We start from the raw sequence: 16,642 nt of genomic DNA, 5'->3' as shown, positions 1-16,642 counted from the left end.
AGCGGGCCGCTGGGGCCTGCCCGTCGCCTGAGGGTATTACGTCCGCCTCGTCCTCGCTGTCGAGATGGCGCCAATGCTCTGCCCGATTCCGCTTCCGGGGACCCGGCGCGGTCAGGTGCGCAGCTCGATGAGGGTGATCTCGGGCGGCGCGCCCACCCGGACCGGCGGCCCCCAGAAGCCCGCACCTCGTGTCACGTAGACCTGGGTGTCGCCGCCGCCCGTGCGCGGCACGCTCGCCAGCCCCGCCACCACGGGCTGCTGCAGCGGCACGAGCAGGTTGAACGGCGCCATCTGCCCACCGTGGGTGTGCCCGGACAGCTGGAGATCGACGCCGTGCGCGGCGGCCTGCGTCACCTGGACGGGCTGGTGGGCCATGAGCACGACGGGGCGGTTCGCGTCGCGGCCCCCGAGCGCCTTGTCGAGGTCCGGGCCGTCGCCCGACGGCACGCCGTTGAGGTCGTTGACGCCCGCGAGGTCCAGTGCGGCTCCCGCGTGCCGGATCTCGACCCGCTCGTTGCGCAGCGACCGGACGCCCAGCGAGCGCAACTCCTCGATCCATTCCTGGGGGCCCGCGGCGGTGTAGTACTCGTGGTTGCCGGTCACGAAATACGCGCCGTAGCGGGATTCGAGGGACCTGAGGGGCGTGGCGAGACGGCCGAGCTCGGCGACCGTGCCGTCCACCAGGTCGCCCACGATCGTCACCGCGTCGGCCTCCAGGCCATTGATCATCCGGACGATCCGCTCGGTGTGCCCCCGGCCGCTCAGCGGGCCGAGGTGGATGTCGCTGACGACCGCGATGCGCAGCCCGCTCATCCGGGGGTCGAGCCGGGGCAGGCGAATCGGCACCCGCTCGATCACCGGATCGCCGAGGGCCCGGCTCACGCCATACCCCACGGTCGCGAGCGCTCCCGCGGCCACGACCGCGGAGGCCGTACGGGAGATGAACAACCGGCGGTCGATCGCCGGGGCGTCCGCCGCGGCCCCCTCCACCGCCGGCCTGCCTGTCGTGGCCGTGCCGTGAGCGGTGGCGCCTCCCCCGGCCGCCGCTCCGGCGAGGACCACCTCGTCCACCGGCGCCGTCTCCTCCTCGGCCCGCTCGGCCGGGGCCGCGGTTTCGGCCGTACGGCGGCGTCTGGACACGACGAACGTCGCGACCGCCCGGGGCACCTCCATGACCAGGCCGAACACGAACAGGTAGAACATCACGGCCAGCCACAGGTAACCGGGCCAGGCCACGACCCGCTCGACGTCCATGCCGAGGCCGAGCCGGCTCCCGGCGAAGGTCACCACCATCAGGGCGGCGAGGATCACGAGCGCCCACGTCAGCGCCCGGCGCGGACGCGATCCCGGCGTCGTCGACGCCCTGACGAGCCGCCGCCACAGATAGACGTGCACAACGACGACGGCCGTCAAAATCATGCCGACGAACCCCACGAGAACTCCCCTCGACCGGCTGGCGATCAAGGGCCGGCTGACGACGATGCTACGAGCTCACGCCGACAGCCGCGTCCGTTGTCCACAGCCAGGCCGGGTGTCCAAGCCAGGCCGGGTGTCCACAGCCAGGCCGGGTGTCCACAGGCGCGGCGACGCGATGCGCAGCCGCGCCCGGGCACGCCACCGCACCTGTCACCGCACCTGTCACCGCACCGGCCATCACACCGGCCACCGCGCCCCGGCGGGACCGCGAGACGCGGGGATCGGGGGTCAGGACTTCCCGGCGGGCTTCTTCGCGGCGGTCCTGGCCCGAGTCGTGCGCTTGGGGGCGGGAGCCCGCTCCCGCCGCTCGGCCAGCAGTTCCGCCGCCCGCTCCAGCGTGATGTCCTCGACCGTGTCGCCCTTGCGCAGGGACGCGTTCGTCTCGCCGTCGGTGACGTAGGGACCGAAGCGGCCCTCCTTCACCACTATCGGCTTCTTGGAGTTCGGGTCCTCGCCCAGCTCACGAAGGGGCGGCGCCGCGGCGGCACGGCCGCGTCCACGGGCCTTCGGCTGCGCGAACAGCTCCTTGGCCTGCTCGATCGTGACCGTGAGCAGGTCCTCCTCCGAGGTCAGCGAGCGCGAGTCGGTGCCCTTCTTGATGTAGGGCCCGAACTTGCCGTTCTGCGCGGTCACCTCCTCGCCGTCGATCTCGCCGACGACCCTGGGCAGCTGGAGCAGCTTCAGCGCCTGCTCCAAGGTGATCGTGTCGAGGGACATCGTCTTGAACAGCGAGCTGGTCCGCGGCTTGGGCGCGTCGGCCTTCTTCGTCCGCTTCTTTCCGTCGGCCGGCGCGGGCTCCTCGGGCAGGATCTCCGTGACGTACGGACCGAAACGACCGTCCTTGGCCACGATCCTCCGGCCGGTCGCCGGGTCGACGCCCAGCTCCCGGTCGCCGCTCGGGCGCGAGAACAGTTCCTCGGCCTTCTCGGCGGTCAGCTCGTCCGGCGCCATGTCCTCGGGAATGTTCACCCGGGCGCCGTCGCGGTCGAGGTAGGGCCCGTAGCGGCCGACCCTGATCACGATGTCCGTCCCCCTGATCGGGAACGAGCTGATCTCCTTGGCGTCGATCTCGCCGAGGTCGGTGACCATCTCCTTCAGGCCCTCGTCGCCGTCGCCGCCGCCGAAGTAGAACCGGTGCAGCTCGGGCACCCGCTCGGCGCGGTCGTTGGCGATGTCGTCGAGGACCTTCTCCATCTCGGCCGTGAAGTCGTAGTCGACCAGGTTGCCGAAGTGCTGTTCGAGCAGGTTGACCACGGCGAACGCGAGGAACGACGGCACCAGGGCGGTGCCCTTCTTGAACACGTAGCCCCGGTCGAGGATCGTTCCGATGATCGACGCGTACGTCGACGGCCGCCCGATCTCCCGGTCCTCCAGCTCCTTGACCAGCGACGCCTCGGTGTAGCGCGCGGGCGGCTTGGTCGAGTGCCCGAGCGCGGTCAGCTCGGCCGCCGTGAGCCGGTCGCCCTCGGTCAGCGTGGGCAGGCGCTTCTCCGAGTCGTCCCGGTCGGTCGAGGGGTCGTCCGCGCCCTCCACGTACGCCTTGAGGAAGCCGTAGAAGGTGATCGTCCGGCCGGTGGCGCTGAACTCCACGTTCTCTCCGGCGCTGGACGTGCCGCCGACCTTGACCGACACCGACTCGCCGACCGCGTCCTTCATCTGGGAGGCGACCGTACGCTGCCAGATCAGCTCGTACAGCCGGAACATGTCCCCGGACAGGCCGGTCTCGCCCGGCGTCCGGAACTCCTCGCCGGACGGCCGGATGGCCTCGTGCGCCTCCTGGGCGTTCTTCACCTTGCTGGTGTAGACGCGCGGCTTGTCCGGCACGTACGCCGAGCCGTACAGCTTGATCGCCTGGCTGCGGGCGGCGGCGACGGCGGTCTCCGACAGCGTGATGCTGTCGGTACGCATGTAGGTGATGTAGCCGTTCTCGTACAGCCGCTGGGCCACCTGCATCGTGTACTTGGCGGAGAAGCCCAGCTTGCGGCTCGCCTCCTGCTGCAGCGTCGTGGTCCGGAACGGCGCGTACGGCTTGCGTGTGTACGGCTTGCGCTCGACCGACCGCACCGCGTAGGACACGCCCTCCAGACGGCCGGCGAGGGCCGTCGCGGCGGCCTCGTCGAGGTGGAGGACGTCGGAGCCCTTCAGCCTGCCGGTGGAGGCGAAGTCGCGGCCCTGGGCCACGCGCCTGCCGTCCACACCGGTCAGCGTGGCGGAGAACGTCCGGGTGTCGTCACCCGCCCGGCCGGTGTCGAACAGCGCCTGCAGGTCCCAGTAGTTGGCGGCGGTGAACGCCATGCGCTCCCGCTCGCGCTCCACCACCAGCCTGGTGGCGACCGACTGGACACGACCGGCGGAAAGCCGCGGCTTGACCTTCTTCCACAGGACCGGGCTGACCTCGTAGCCGTAGAGGCGGTCGAGGATGCGCCGGGTCTCCTGGGCGTCCACCAGGCGGAGGTTGAGGTCGCGGGGGTTGGAGACCGCGTCCCTGATCGCGTGGGGGGTGATCTCGTGGAACACCATGCGGTGCACCGGGATCTTGGGCTTGAGCACCTCGCGCAGGTGCCAGGCGATGGCCTCGCCCTCCCGGTCCTCGTCGGTGGCCAGGTAGAGCTCGTCGGCTTCCTTGAGAAGCTGCTTGAGCTTGGACACCTGCGATTTCTTGTCCGGGTTCACGACGTAAAGCGGCTCGAACTCGTGGTCGACGTTCACCCCGAGGCGGGCCCATGCCTCGCTCTTGTACTTCTCCGGGATGTCATCGGCCTTCTCCGGAAGATCGCGGATGTGGCCGATGCTCGACTCGACGATGTAGCCGCGCCCGAGGTACCCGGCGATCGTCTTCGCCTTCGCGGGCGATTCCACGATCACCAGGCGGGTTCCGCCGGCGTTGCCGTTGTTGGCTGGCACGCTGCTTCCTACCTCGCTGTCCGCTGTCATTCCCCGTGCTGCCGGGCTTCGTACTCCCGGCTCATGACACCCTCGTCGTCCGGGCCGGGGGCGCTTACCCCCGTGGGGCGCCGACGAGGCGCCGCTTTGACGGTACCTGCCGCCGCACGTTCCTCCCCCTCGGGCTACCCGGTTATGTCCGGGAATGTAACCCGCCTGGCGCTGTTATCCACGGAGACGCAGAATAGAGCCCATCGAGTTCCCTAGCACGCCCCGGAGACCAATGGCTGTGCTCGACTACTCCTATCTGGACCTGTATCTCCCTCGGGGCACCCCTCGTGAGGTGGCGAGGCAGATGCTCACAGAGCATGCCGAGCACGGAGACTGGGAACTGGAGCGGCTACGCCTTTATCCCGACGGCAGCAGGCGCGTCCGGCTGCGTCGGAAGATCATACGGGCCGCCCGGACCATGTGAGCCTCGGGGGCGCGGACGCCACGGTCAAAAGGGCTTTGCCCATCCGCAATGTCGTCGGCGCCATGACCGTAAGTGCTCCATCCGTCCCGAAACAGTACCCGACAAAAGGGCTTTGCCCGCCCCGGGCCGCGCCCCCGGAACGGGCAAAGCGTTCGTGCCTCCCTCCACTGGCGGTGGGGGGGCGTCCTGGTCGCCCGCGCCGGGAGCATCTGTCGGACACTCCCTGGCGCGGGCGAGTGATATCCCTCGCCTCCGTCAGCCGCGCGCCGCCGGATCACTTCCGTACGGCCGTCGCCGCCGGAGGCGTTCCCGTGCCGTCACGCGCGGCCGTACGACTACTTGCGGCCGAACCGGAAGCGGCGGGTGACGGCGAACAGGCTCGCCGAGGCGGCGAACATGGCGCCGATGGCCAGGGCGAGGAACGACGCCGGGTTCATCCCGGTCAGGCCGACGGGCTGCTCGGCGCTCATCAGCTTGAGGGGGCTCAGCTTGCCCAGCGGCAGCACGTCGGCGCTCTTCCCGAGGTCGCCCGTCGGGAGGTTGCGCGCCGTGTCGGAGACGGGCAGCGAGGCGGTCGCGTCCTCCAGCGTCTGGTTCGTGGGCAGCGAACGAGTCGCGTCGTCGAGCGTGCCGCCGGCCTTGGAGACGGCCGCGGGGGTGCTGCCGCCCTTCGTGCCCTTCCCGGCGGGGACGGCGGGCAGGCTCGGCGTCTCCGGCAGGCCGAGCATGTTCGGCAGGTCCCCGACGACCGGAGCGGAAGGAGTGGCGGCGGCGCTCATCGGCTGCACCGTGTGCTTGCCCGACAGCACCGACGCGCCCGGCATGGCGGGCATGACCCCGCCGCGGGCGGCCTTGTGCTGCGGGTGGGCCCAGTAGCCGTGGCCCTTCCAGCCGCCGCCCACCTGGGCGCCGCCCAGGCACCCCGCGGCGGCGTCGCCGAGCACGGCGACGGAGTTGCCGCAGACGTTGATCGGCGCGGTGATCGGGGCGACGATCTGGTTGCCCGCGAGGATCCCGTGCCTGCCCGAGGTGATGTTGCCGCCCGCACCGGCACCGCCGCCGAGGACCGAGGCGCCGCCCCGGCAGCCCGCGTGGGACCGGCCGATGACGCTCACCGCGTTGCCGCAGACGTTGATCGGGGCCGTGATCGGGGCGACCACCTGGTTGCCGCCGAGGATCGAGCCGCGGCCGGACGTGACGTTCCCGCCCGCGCCCCAGTGGCCGCCGCGCCTGCTCCAGCCGCCGATCACGGTCGCGCCGCCGCGGCAGCCCGCGAAGGCGTGACCGACGACCGCGACGGCGTTGCCGCAGACGTTGATCGGCGCGGTGATCGGCGCGACCACCTGGTTGCCGCCGCCGACGCTGTGCACCCCGCTGGTGCGGTTGCCGCCCGCGCCGCCGGACCAACCGCCGGACCAGCCGCCGTGACCACCATGCCCGCCGTGACCGCCGTGACCGCCGTGACCGGGCGTGGAGCCGCCGTGGCAGCTGCCCGAGCCGTTGCCGCACACGTCGGCCGGTGTGATGATCGGCGCGACCACCTGGGTGCCGCTGCCGGCCGAGTAGCGGCCGTCGGTGTCGTGGCCGGTCGAGCCGGGACGGTGCCAGTGACCGCCTCCGTGGTGGCCGCCGTACCCGCCGTGACCACCGTGACCACCGTGACCCCCGTGGCCGTGGCCGCCGTGGCCGCCGGAGCCGCCCACGGACGAACCGCCGCGGCAGCCCGAGAACGCGTCGCCGAGGACCGCGACGGAGTTGCCGCAGACGTTGACGGGCGCGGTGATCGGCGCGACCACCTGGTTGCCGCCCAGGATCGAGCCACGGCCGCTGGTGCGGTTGCCACCTGCGCGGACACCGTCACGGCCGCCACCGACGAAGGCGCCGCCACGGCACCCGGCGGTGGCGTCGCCGAAGACGGCGATCGAGTTGCCGCACAGGTTGATCGGCGCGGTGATCGGCGCGACCACCTGGTTGCCGCCCCCGATGCTGTGCACCCCGCTGGTGCGGTTGCCGCCCGCGTTCGCGCGCCGCCCCGAGCCCTTGACCGCCGCGCCGCCCCGGCAGCCCGCGTCGGACCGGCCGAAGACGGACACCGCGTTGCCGCAGGCGTTGATCGGCGCGTTGATCGGCGCGACCACCTGGTTGCCGCCGAGGATGCTGCCCTCACCGGAGGTCCTGTTGTGTCCGGCGCCCACGCCCGCGCCCTGTGCGGTCGCGCCGCCCAGGGAGGAGGCCCGGGAGTCGCCGGCGACCGCCACCGCGTTGCCGCTGATGTCGATCGGCAGGGTTACCGGGATGTCGACCTGGTTGCCGCCGAGCACCGAGTGACTGCCGTCGGTGTCGGCGAAAGCCGTACCGCTGCCAAGGGCCATGACGCCGGCGGCCAGAAACGCCGCGGAGGCCGAGCCCTTCGCCCACGTTCGCATGATGAATGCTCCTAGTGGTTCTTCTAGGGGGGTTACCTGACAGCTCGCGACGCATGTCCAGGCCGCATGAGCACAGCGGAGCCGTGGACGTCACGAGGATGGGAAATTCCGCGTCACCCGCGGGAGCCTGCCGCTCGGGCACCACGAGCGAGGGCAGGCGGTGGCACCGGTCGCCGTACGACGGGGACCGGCACGAAGGCGGGATCAGTCAGGAGAGAAAGACGGGTCGTCCGCCGCTGTGCGGACCACCGGGGGAACAACCGCCGCCAGTGGGGCGGGCAGCTTGGTGAAGCGCGGTTCGAACACATCCCGCGCGACATCCCCGAACAGGATGTTTCCACCGCTCGACTGCGGGACCAGGCCCTGGTCTGCGGGCGCGTGGTCCGCGGTGGAGGGCGGAGGGAGCAGAGGCTTCGACTGGCTGGTGAGCCCGTCGACCGTGCGCCCCGCCATCGCCTCGGCGTTCACCGAGACGTCGTCCGCCGCCGTGGGGAAACCGTCGGTGCTCTTCCCGTGGGACTCGACCGCGCCCGGCGAGGGCGGCAGACCGAGGTCCGGACCTGAGAGATGATCGGGAAGAACCGACCCGGCGACGTCATGTGAGGGTGCGGTCCCGGCCACGGACGTCGCCGTGCCGAAGACACCGAAGATCACGCCGAACAGCCATCCGGCGGCGATCAGCCCGCCGATGACCAGCAGGCGGCCCAGACGGGAGCCGGCCGCGAACCGCGCCATCCGGCTCCGCTCCGCAGAGCCGGGAGACGTGACGCGCACGCCGGGAACGGCGGAGGGCGAACTCGCCCTCCACTGTTCCTGCGACGTGCGCGTCACGCGACCTCCCCAAACCGCTGAGTCAACAGTCCGCTGGGTCAGCCCGGTGCGGATCCAACCCCCAACGGAGAGTTACTGTAGCGGCACGGCACGTGATCGCAAGGGCTTTCTCAGCAGTATTCGAGGAAACGGTCAAGGACCCGGACGCCGAACCGGAGCGAATCAACCGGAACCCGCTCGTCGACGCCATGGAACATCCCGGAGAAGTCCAAGTCTTCGGGAAGCCGCAGCGGCGCGAAGCCGTAGCCGCTGATGCCGAGGCGGCTGAACGCCTTGAGGTCGGTGCCGCCGCTCAGCGTGTACGGCACGGCCCGCGAGCCCGGGTCCTCCTCGTGCAGCGCGTCCGCCATCGCCTTGACCAGCGGGCCCTTGAAGGGGGTCTCGACCGCCACGTCGTGATAGACGAACTCCCTGGTCACGTTCGGCCCGAGCAGCTCGTCCACGGTCTGGAAGAACTCGTCCTCGTAGCCCGGCAGGAACCTGCCGTCCACGTGCGCGGTCGCGATCTGGGGGATGACGTTCGCCTTGTAACCCGCCTGGAGCATGGTCGGGTTGGTCGTGTTGCGGAGAGTGGCGCCGATCATCCGGGCGAGCGGCCCGAGGGTGGCCACCGCCGCCTCCGCGTCCTCCGCCTTGACCTCCGTGGCGAAGACCTCCTCGAAGAACGCCTGCACGGTGGGCGTGAGCCGCACCGGCCACTTGTGACGGCCGAGCCTGCCGACCGCCTCGGCGAGCTCGGTCACGGCGTTGTCGTCGTTGAGCATCGAGCCGTGCCCGGCCCTGCCCTTGGCGGTCAGGCGCATCCAGGCGATGCCCTTCTCCGCCGCCTCGATCAGATACAGCCGGCCCTTCTCGGTGGTCACGCTGAAGCCGCCGACCTCGCCGATGGCCTCGGTGCAGCCCTCGAAGACCTCCGGATGCCGCTCGGCCAGCCACTGGGCGCCGTAGTGGCCCCCGGCCTCCTCGTCCGCGGTGAAGACGAGGACGACGTCCCTGGGCGGCCTGCGTCCCTCGCTCAGCCGCCGCCGCACGACGGCGAGGATCATCGCGTCCATGTCCTTCATGTCGACCGCCCCGCGGCCCCAGACGCAGCCGTCGGCGATCTCGCCGCTCAGCGGGTGGTGGGTCCAGTCGGCGGCGTCGAACGGCACGACGTCCAGATGGCCGTGGAGGACCAGGGCGTCCCTGCTCGGGTCGGCGCCCTCGACCCGGGCGACCACGTTCGCCCGTCCGGGATCGGACTCGAGGATCGTCGGCTCCAGGCCGACCTCCGACAGCTTGCCGGCCACGTACTCCGCGGCCTCGCGTTCCCCGGGCCCCGCGTTGTCCCCAGCGTTGACCGAGTCGATGCGGATCAAGTCGCGGCACAGCTCGGCGACCTCGTCCTCCCCGTAGCGTGGGGTCATTACGCCTCCTCCTGCCGGGTGGGCCGATCAGCGGCCCCCCGCCTTTCCCGTCGTACGGCTCGCGCCTCCATCCTGCCGCCGTACAGGCGTGACGTTCACCCCCGGGCTCCGGCGATCTGCGCGAGGGCCGTTTCCCGGTATGAAGCAGGGGCGAGAGAGTGCTAACCTGTATCAGCCGACGCGGGATGACGATCCTGCGTGAGGCACCACGTCCGGGTGGCGGAATAGGCAGACGCGCTAGCTTGAGGTGCTAGTGCCCAGTGATGGGCATGGGGGTTCAAGTCCCCCCTCGGACACCAGAGAGGCCCCGAGAAGATGTAGGTCATCGGCTCGGGGCTTTTGCTTTTCTGTGCAAACCCGCGCCTACATCGCCGCCGTCCTCTCCGCACTCATGCGACGTCGCGGTCTCCGAGATGATGTCGAAGAGGCGGTTCAGGTGCGCGTGGACAAGCAGCACGTCATCCACCAGGGCGACCATCGGTTCGCCGTGGTTCTGGAGGAGAGCGTTCTACGCGCGCCGATCGGAGGAGCCGACGTCATGGCGGGGCAACTCGGCCACCTGCTCACTGTGAGCGCCCTGCCCTCGATATCGCTCGGCATTGTCCCCCTCGACGCCGACCGGTCCACCATGTGGCCTGTCGATCAAGGGAGGGGCTCAAGCGACGCAGCAAACGCGCCCCACCATCAGCAGGGGCGCCGGTGATCTTCGAGGTTCCGCATGGCCCAGGGGCGTAGGGCGGCGGTTTCGGGGGTGAAGCTGCTGGCGGTCGAGGACTGTCAGGTGGCGGCGGGCGGTGCCGGCTGCGACGGGCTCCATGGGGTCTGGAGCGTAGGGGCGAACCAGGTTCTCGCTGGAGAAAGCAGGAGCAGAGTCACGATGAGCGCTGACCAGGGTGCGGTGAGGACCCAGTCAAGGGTGTCCTCAATCAGAAAGTGGATGAAGTCGAGCAAGGGGATGGCGAGCTGGACGGCGATGGTGGCGAGACGGACCCGCGGGCGTCGGGTGTGCCACTGATTCGCCAACCAGCCGGCAGCGAGTGGCGGGAGGTAGACGAGGGCGTAGAGCAGGTCCTCAAGGAAGTCGTTCGGGTCGAGAACCATCCCCAGGATGAGCAGAACGACGCTGATCAGGGCGAGTGTCGCCTGGAACCAGATGAGGTTCCGGACGACCCTTACAGACAGGGGCATACTGGGGATCGACTCTCAGTTCTCGGAAGCGCGGCGGAGGCGTCCGCGCGGACGGCTCGCCGTACCAATAGTCCCATTTCTTTGAGACGGTTGATCGCGTCCGCTCGGGGCAACGAGGAGCGGAATCCGGGGCCGCACCTGATACTTCGCGTGATACCGCCGCCTATGATCCGGATGCTTTCCGGTGTGCACACCAGAGATCGGAGAGTGCTCCGCAGCAGCTCACGGCGGTTGCGGGTGTAGCCGCATGGCCCTTCCTCCGCACAGCCGGTCCAGGTCCGGTTCTACGTCTACGGCCCTACGAGCAGTCTCCACGACGGGGAGAAATGGCCCGCCCACCCGACCGGCGATGTCGTGCCCTTCGTCTCCGAGGAGACGATGAAGAGCTGAGGTCCGTACGGCTCGCGCCACCCCGCCAGGCGCGAGCCGTACGCTCGTCAGCTCTTCTTGAGGGACCAGACGCCATCAGCCTTGATCGTGACGAGGATCGTTCCATCGGGGAGCGGGACTTCACCGTGCCAACTGCCGATCTCGTTGATGAGCAGTTCCCTGCTCGACTCGGTCCAGGCCTCCACGATGAAGTTCTCGCTCCCCGAGTGCCGCGCGTTCACCGTCGTGAGGCCGGAGCTCTGCGGCGAGACGAGGGCCACCTCGTCGCCACGACCCGTGAGCGAGTCGCCAGACCAGACGCGGGCGCTCGACAACGGCTTCAACGTGATCGTCCACGCCCCATCGGCTTGGATCTTCAGCGCGGCCGTCTCCTTGCCGTCGTCCTCGTTGAGCAGGACGCTCCCCTTGTAGTTGCCGATCTCGTTGACGATCGCGCCTTGCTCTGCGCCGCCGGGGTCGAGCGGGGAGACGATGAAGTTCGAGCCTCCGCGATGAGTGAGGGTGACCAGCCACACGGCCGACCAGTCGCTCTTGCGCAGCTTGAGGACCTTCGCCCCGGCGCCGCTGTAGGTGCGCGGCTTGGGCTGCGGGCTTGGCGTCGAGGATGGCTCCTCGCTCGCGCTGGTCTCCTCGGCCGCCGTGGCGTTGGGGTCGGCCGGCGCGCTCGGCTTGCGGGCCTTCGCGACGGGGCTCGTCGTGCTCGACGTGTTGGAGGCGAGGGAGCCGATGGTGGCCATGCAACCGAAGAGGAGGACGAACGGCAGCCCGATCACCAGCAGCCAGAAGACGGGCCCCTTGCCCTTCTTCCGGTGAGGGGGCGGTGGTTGCCAGGCGGGCGGCTGCTGAGCAGGACCGCCGTACGGAGGCCGTTGGGGATGTCCGCCGTATGGGTGCTGGCCAGCGGGTGGTCCGTAGGGACCGTTCGGGGGGCTGGGCTGCTGATGCATGCCGTTACTCCAGAGGCTCGGGTTGCTCTGTGCGGTAGAGGGACGTGGTCTCGACGGGGAGGGTTGGCGGCCGAGATTGGAACGTTGTAAAGCCTCGTTGAACACCGCCCGGGACCGCACGGAACGGGGGGAATGTCGGGAACGGGTCGAGGACGCCGCGCGGTGCGTGTGGCGCCGCACCGTCCCGACGTGGCCTCGCCGCCGTACCCCTCAGGTGCGCGGCAGGGCCACCGTCTCGGCCCGCCGGCCGTCCCGAACCGGCAGGCCGAGCCCTGCCTGCGCGTAGATGTCGGCCTTGTCGACCGTCTGACGCAGTCGCGCCCGCGCGGCGACGAGCCGCACGTTCTTCCTGATGCGCCGCCTCAGCCGAGCGCCAGCTCGGCGACCCGGCGGGCCAGCAGGCGAGCGGGATCGACGACGGGGACGGGGACGCGGGAACCGTCCAAGGCCAGGACGATCTCGGTGCACGCGGCGACGACGCGCTCTGCGCCGCGGCCCGCGAGGGCGCGGGAGACCTCCTCGAGCACGTGCCGGTGGGCCGGGCCGACGGCGCCGCTCTTGACCGCGCCGATGGCCGCCATGACCCGCCGCTGGTCGGCCTCGCCCGGCTCGATCACCGCGACGCCGCGCCGCCGCAGCGCCTCCGCGTACAGGCCCGCGCGCAGGGTGCCCGACGTGGCGAGCACGCCCGCCGCGCGCACGCCGTCGGCGGCGAGGGCGTCGGCGGTGACCTCGATGATGCTCGCCAGCTCCAGCCCGGCCTCGTCCGCGAGGCGGGGGACGAACGCGTGAGCGGTGTTGCACGGCACGGCGAGCACCTGGCACCCGGCCCGTTTCAGGCCCTCGATGCCGCGTCGCAGGTATGGGGTCGGGTCCTCGCCGTCGCCGACCAGGCTCAGGGAGCGGTCGGGGACGCGGGGGTCGCCCCAGATGACGACGGGCACGTGCCCCTGGTCGCAGGTCGCCGGCGTCTCCTCCACGAGCTTGCCGTAGAAGTCGACCGTGGCCGCCGGTCCCATGCCGCCCAGGACGCCGACCAGACGGGGTCCGCTCACCGGCCGCCTCCGGCCGGGCCGCGGACCCGCCGGGGGCCGCAGAACCGAGTCACCGAGATTCGTCCTCTCCCCGAGCCGCACGGTTCCCCGCACGGTCGCGGAAGCGTCAGCGCCGTACGTCCGGGAGCCGCGACGGCTACCCGCACAAGGATCGATCTATAAGGTGATTTCGGCCTAGAAACGCAGCAAACAGCTATTGGAGGGGTGATCGTGCAGGATTCCGGCACAGAGTCGCCTCGGTTGCTGTCGGAGGCCGACCTCGAACTGATCGACGCGCTCCAGATCAACCCGCGCGCGAGCTGGGTGGACATCGGGGCGGCGATCGGCGCCGATCCGGTGACGGCCGCGCGGCGCTGGCAGCGGCTGAACGCGTCGGGCGAGGCGTGGACCACCGTCGCCCTCGGGCAGCGCCAGATGCACGCGATGAGCATGGCGTTCCTGGAGATCGACTGCGAGGCCGGAGCCGCGGTCGACGTGGCGGACCGGCTCGCCACGGCCGGGCACCTCATCACCGTGCAGCACGTCGCCGCGGGCCACGACCTGTTCGTGATCGCCGTGGCCGCGTCGATGCCGGCGCTGGCGGACTACCTGCTCACGGACCTGCCGCGGGTGCCGGGCGTGGCGAAGGTGCGCACCCACGTCGCGACGCGCGTCTTCGAGGCCTCGTGCCGCTGGCGGCTGCGCGTGCTGCCCACTCGTGCGGCGGCCGCGCTGGCGCGGCCGCCCGGCCCGCCGGAGTCGACGAGGCGGATGGACGCACTCGACCGCCTGCTGTTCAAGGCCCTGCTCGCCGACGGCCGGGCCGGTTACTCCGAGCTGGCCCGGACCGTCGGCGCATCCGAGCGCACGGTGCAGCGCAGGCTGTCCCGGCTGGTCGCGACGGGCGACATCGACTTCCGCTGCGATCTCGCGCGCTCGCAGGCGGGCTGGCACTCCTCGGCCATCCTGTGGCTGCGGATGCCGGACGGCCTGCTTGAGGAGACGGGCCGGGCGCTGCTCGGCTGGCCCGAGACGCGCACCTGCGCGGCGCTCGCGGGCACCCGCAACATGCTCCTCACCGTGGGTCTGCACGGGGTCTCGGACCTGCACCCGCTGGTGGTCCGCCTGGAGGAGCGGTTCCCCCACGTCAGCGTCGCCGACCGGCAGATCGTGCTGCGGCAGGCCAAGCTGTACGGCCGGGTCCTCGACCGGCTCGGCCGCTGCACGGCCGTCGTCCCGGTGGACCCGTGGACCCTGCCGCGGCACGCCTGAAGGGTCAGCGGGGCTCGGGGACGCCGCCGCCCCGCGCCTCCCGGCAGAGCCCGGCGCGCAGGACGTCCGCCTCGCGGCGTCCCACCATCTGCAGGTCGCCGACCGCCAGCGCGGGCAGGCCGAGCGCAGACACGACGGCGGTGAGGCGGCCGACCTCGCCGCGTACGGCGGCCTCGTCGCACCCGAACCGGGGCGCGGGGCCGCCGAGCGTCGGCATGATCAGGAGATCGACCCCGGACATCTCCGCGGAGAACCGGGCCCGGACCGCGGCGAGCTCCTCGATCGCCCGGCGATACTCCCGGTGGCCGATCCCCGCGGCGCCCTCCAGCTTGCGCCGCACCCCCTCGCTGTAGCTCTCGGCCGCCCTCGGATAGGTGGCCTCGTGGGTGCGGCGGGCCTGCGCGCCCACGATCGTCCAGTAGGGCGGGAGGATGTCGTACGGCAGGGCGATCTCGCGGACCTCGGCGCCGAGGCCGGCGAACTCCCCGGCCTGCGCGCACCCCTCGGCGACGCCGACGACCAGCCCCGACAGCGAGTCCGGCGGCTCGACCGCCTCGCCGGAGAGCACCCGCCACACGCGGGCGCAGTCGGCGACCGAGGTGGTCATGGGCCCGACGACGTCGAACATGGGGGCGAGCGGCGCGACGCCCTCGGACGGGACGGCGCCGGCTCCGGGGCGCAGGCCGACCACGCCGCAGCAGGCGGCCGGGATCCGTACGGAGCCGCCGGTATCGGTGCCGAGGCCGAATCGGGCGATGCCCGCGGCGAGCGCGGCCGCCGTGCCGCCGCTCGATCCGCCGGGAGACAGGTGCGGGTGGCGCGGGTTGCGCACGTCGCCCCAGTGTGGGTTCTCGCTGGTGACGCCCCAGGCGAACTCGTGCTGGTTCGCCTTGCCGACCAGCAGCGCCCCCGCGCGTTCCAGCGCCTTCACGCAGGGGGCGGTGGTCAGCGCCTCCTCGCTTCCGTACAGGGCGGAGCCGCGGGTCGTGGGAAGTCCGGCGACGTCGATCATGTCCTTGACGACGAACGTCCACGCCCACAGCTCCGGCGGGATGTCGGGGGCGGGGCGCTCGTGGCGGGCGAGCCGCTCGATGACCGGCTCGGCGCCGGTCTCGATGAGGATGGCGTGCCCGCTGTGCAGGCCGATCGCCTCGGCGGACCGCGCGATCGCCGCCTCGCGTGCCGCGACCGCCTCGGTCGATCCGATGATCGCCGCCTCGCGTTCCATGGTCGAGGGCCTCCTCACGCCTGCTCCGGCGGCGGGGGCCGTCCGGTGGGGACGGCGCGGCGGGTCGCCGCCGGCCGCGCCCGCGACCCGGCAAATGCTGACATATCCCCCGTTCCTCGTCGAGCCCCGCGCGGACCGTACGGTCAGACCGCCAGCGCGTCCAGCAGGGACAGCAGGCGGGCGGTCTCCCGCTCGGGGCGGGCGAGGGCGAAGATGCTGCGGCTGGTGTTCAGCCACGGCACGTCGGCGACCACGACGCCCGGGCCGTGCCCGCGCAGCGCGAGGCCGGGAACGAGCGCGGCGCCCATCCCCGCCTCGATCATCGCCAGTGTGATCTTGAAGTCGTCGGAGTAGCCGGCCACCCGGGGGTGCAGGCTCCAGCGGGCGAACACGCCCTCGAAGAAGGAGGCGTCACTGCTGCCCGGGTGGTGCATGATCCACGGCAGGTCGACGAGCTGCTCGGCCCGGTGCGGCGCCAGGTCGCCCCACTGCGCGGGAAGGACGACCTTGTAGCGGTCCTCGGCGATCCAGCGGCGGCCCAGCGCGGACGGCCACGAGAGGCCCGAGTTCCCCACCTGGTAGACGATCGCCGCGTCCATCTCGCCTCCGGCGCCGAGACGCGGGATGAGCTGGGAGGACTCACCGACGGTGACCCTCACGCCGGCCCGGTCCCTGTCCTCCATCCGCCCGAGCACGCCGGTCAGCACGTCGGCGAAGCTGGGGAAGATGCCCAGGTGGATGCGCCGCTCGCTGTTCCGGTGCACGGCCTGGACGGTGGCGATCATGCGTTCCATGTCGCTGAGCACGGTCGCCGCGTGCCTGGCCAGCACCTCGGCGGCGCCGGTGGGCAGCACGCTGTGCGCGGACCGCTCGAACAGCCGCACGCCGATCTGCCGTTCCAGCGCGGCCATCTGCTGGGAGACGGCCGACGAGGTGTACCCCAGCCGGTTCGCCGCGGCGGCGAAGGAGCCGAGCTGGACCACCTCGCGCAGAGTGCGGAGGTGTTCCGGCTTCAGCATCAGCGTTCCTTGCCCTCAGGGTTGCTAAATGTCGTGTTTATAGCGCTTCCGCCTTTTTTTCGCCACT

The 16,642-nt window shown here is 71.4% G+C and carries 14 protein-coding genes and 1 tRNA gene; 4 read left to right on the top strand and 11 right to left on the bottom strand.

Features of this window, described 5'->3' with window-relative positions; genetic code table 11:
- Window positions 1–111 precede the first annotated feature (111 nt).
- Window positions 112–1,434 carry a metallophosphoesterase gene (locus FH610_RS18215; RefSeq protein WP_240809039.1) on the bottom strand — a complete coding sequence of 441 codons (1,323 nt, stop codon included), beginning with the start codon at window positions 1,432–1,434 and terminating at the stop codon, window positions 112–114.
- Window positions 1,435–1,704: 270 nt separating this feature from the next.
- Window positions 1,705–4,380, bottom strand: a complete 2,676-nt coding sequence (gene topA, locus FH610_RS18210) for a type I DNA topoisomerase (protein WP_240809038.1) — start codon at window positions 4,378–4,380, stop codon at window positions 1,705–1,707.
- Between the two features lie 262 nt (window positions 4,381–4,642).
- Between topA and FH610_RS18205 the strand changes: the two genes are divergently transcribed.
- Window positions 4,643–4,834: a DUF5703 family protein gene (locus FH610_RS18205; protein WP_220499497.1), complete on the top strand. Its 192-nt coding sequence runs from the start codon at window positions 4,643–4,645 to the stop codon at window positions 4,832–4,834.
- Window positions 4,835–5,169: 335 nt separating this feature from the next.
- Here FH610_RS18205 and FH610_RS44495 read toward each other — a convergent pair whose 3' ends face one another.
- The 3 genes from FH610_RS44495 to FH610_RS18190 form a co-directional block, all read right to left on the bottom strand.
- Window positions 5,170–7,260 carry a chaplin family protein gene (locus FH610_RS44495; RefSeq protein WP_139575675.1) on the bottom strand — a complete coding sequence of 697 codons (2,091 nt, stop codon included), beginning with the start codon at window positions 7,258–7,260 and terminating at the stop codon, window positions 5,170–5,172.
- Between the two features lie 204 nt (window positions 7,261–7,464).
- Window positions 7,465–8,091, bottom strand: coding sequence for a hypothetical protein (locus FH610_RS18195; protein ID WP_139575674.1), 627 nt, complete (start codon window positions 8,089–8,091; stop codon window positions 7,465–7,467).
- 110 nt (window positions 8,092–8,201) lie between these two features.
- A complete protein-coding gene (locus tag FH610_RS18190) occupies window positions 8,202–9,497 on the bottom strand; it encodes a M20/M25/M40 family metallo-hydrolase (protein ID WP_139575673.1) in 1,296 nt (431 codons plus the stop codon).
- A 210-nt stretch (window positions 9,498–9,707) separates the two neighbouring features.
- Between FH610_RS18190 and FH610_RS18185 the strand changes: the two genes are divergently transcribed.
- Window positions 9,708–9,796, top strand: a tRNA-Leu gene (locus FH610_RS18185).
- On the top strand, window positions 9,751–10,200 hold the full coding sequence (locus tag FH610_RS18180) for a Scr1 family TA system antitoxin-like transcriptional regulator (protein WP_338104554.1): 450 nt from the start codon (window positions 9,751–9,753) through the stop codon (window positions 10,198–10,200). Before FH610_RS18185 ends, FH610_RS18180 begins: the two co-directional genes overlap by 46 nt.
- Window positions 10,201–10,274: 74 nt before the next feature.
- Here FH610_RS18180 and FH610_RS18175 read toward each other — a convergent pair whose 3' ends face one another.
- The 4 genes from FH610_RS18175 to cuyB all read right to left on the bottom strand — a co-directional run bounded on the left by FH610_RS18175 (window position 10,275) and on the right by cuyB (window position 13,077).
- Window positions 10,275–10,685 (bottom strand): hypothetical protein, encoded by a 411-nt coding sequence (locus FH610_RS18175; RefSeq protein ID WP_139575671.1) that lies wholly within the window; start codon window positions 10,683–10,685, stop codon window positions 10,275–10,277.
- Window positions 10,686–11,122: 437 nt separating this feature from the next.
- Window positions 11,123–11,812: a hypothetical protein gene (locus tag FH610_RS18170; RefSeq protein WP_139575670.1), complete on the bottom strand. Its 690-nt coding sequence runs from the start codon at window positions 11,810–11,812 to the stop codon at window positions 11,123–11,125.
- A gap of 420 nt (window positions 11,813–12,232) precedes the next feature.
- Window positions 12,233–12,364, bottom strand: a complete 132-nt coding sequence (locus FH610_RS45235) for a hypothetical protein (protein WP_276607685.1) — start codon at window positions 12,362–12,364, stop codon at window positions 12,233–12,235.
- 20 nt (window positions 12,365–12,384) lie between these two features.
- Window positions 12,385–13,077 (bottom strand): cysteate racemase, encoded by a 693-nt coding sequence (cuyB, locus tag FH610_RS18165; RefSeq protein WP_205825852.1) that lies wholly within the window; start codon window positions 13,075–13,077, stop codon window positions 12,385–12,387.
- Between the two features lie 210 nt (window positions 13,078–13,287).
- Here cuyB and FH610_RS18160 point away from each other — a divergent pair, with 210 nt between their 5' ends.
- Window positions 13,288–14,328, top strand: coding sequence for an Lrp/AsnC family transcriptional regulator (locus FH610_RS18160; protein ID WP_139575669.1), 1,041 nt, complete (start codon window positions 13,288–13,290; stop codon window positions 14,326–14,328).
- A 4-nt stretch (window positions 14,329–14,332) separates the two neighbouring features.
- Here the strand turns inward: FH610_RS18160 and FH610_RS18155 are convergent, their stop codons facing one another.
- The gene (locus FH610_RS18155) at window positions 14,333–15,556 is read right to left on the bottom strand and encodes an amidase (protein WP_139575668.1); all 1,224 of its coding nucleotides are present in this window, start codon (window positions 15,554–15,556) and stop codon (window positions 14,333–14,335) included.
- A gap of 143 nt (window positions 15,557–15,699) precedes the next feature.
- Window positions 15,700–16,575: a LysR family transcriptional regulator gene (locus FH610_RS18150; protein WP_139575667.1), complete on the bottom strand. Its 876-nt coding sequence runs from the start codon at window positions 16,573–16,575 to the stop codon at window positions 15,700–15,702.
- Window positions 16,576–16,642 lie beyond the last annotated feature (67 nt).

This window comes from Microbispora catharanthi (assembly GCF_006334915.2).
Classification (GTDB): Bacteria; Actinomycetota; Actinomycetes; order Streptosporangiales; family Streptosporangiaceae; genus Microbispora; species Microbispora catharanthi.
This window is presented reverse-complemented; position numbering and strand designations above follow the sequence as displayed.

What these genes read in the sequence shown, in the direction of transcription:
- FH610_RS18205 (WP_220499497.1), top strand. Translation starts at nt 4,643, where the DNA reads ATGGCTGTGCTCGACTACTCCTATCTGGACCTGTATCTCCCTCGGGGC.
- FH610_RS44495 (WP_139575675.1), bottom strand. Translation starts at nt 7,260, where the DNA reads ATGCGAACGTGGGCGAAGGGCTCGGCCTCCGCGGCGTTTCTGGCCGCC.
- FH610_RS18190 (WP_139575673.1), bottom strand. Translation starts at nt 9,497, where the DNA reads ATGACCCCACGCTACGGGGAGGACGAGGTCGCCGAGCTGTGCCGCGAC.
- FH610_RS18175 (WP_139575671.1), bottom strand. Translation starts at nt 10,685, where the DNA reads ATGCCCCTGTCTGTAAGGGTCGTCCGGAACCTCATCTGGTTCCAGGCG.
- FH610_RS18170 (WP_139575670.1), bottom strand. Translation starts at nt 11,812, where the DNA reads ATGGCCACCATCGGCTCCCTCGCCTCCAACACGTCGAGCACGACGAGC.
- FH610_RS18155 (WP_139575668.1), bottom strand. Translation starts at nt 15,556, where the DNA reads ATGGAACGCGAGGCGGCGATCATCGGATCGACCGAGGCGGTCGCGGCA.
- FH610_RS18150 (WP_139575667.1), bottom strand. Translation starts at nt 16,575, where the DNA reads ATGCTGAAGCCGGAACACCTCCGCACTCTGCGCGAGGTGGTCCAGCTC.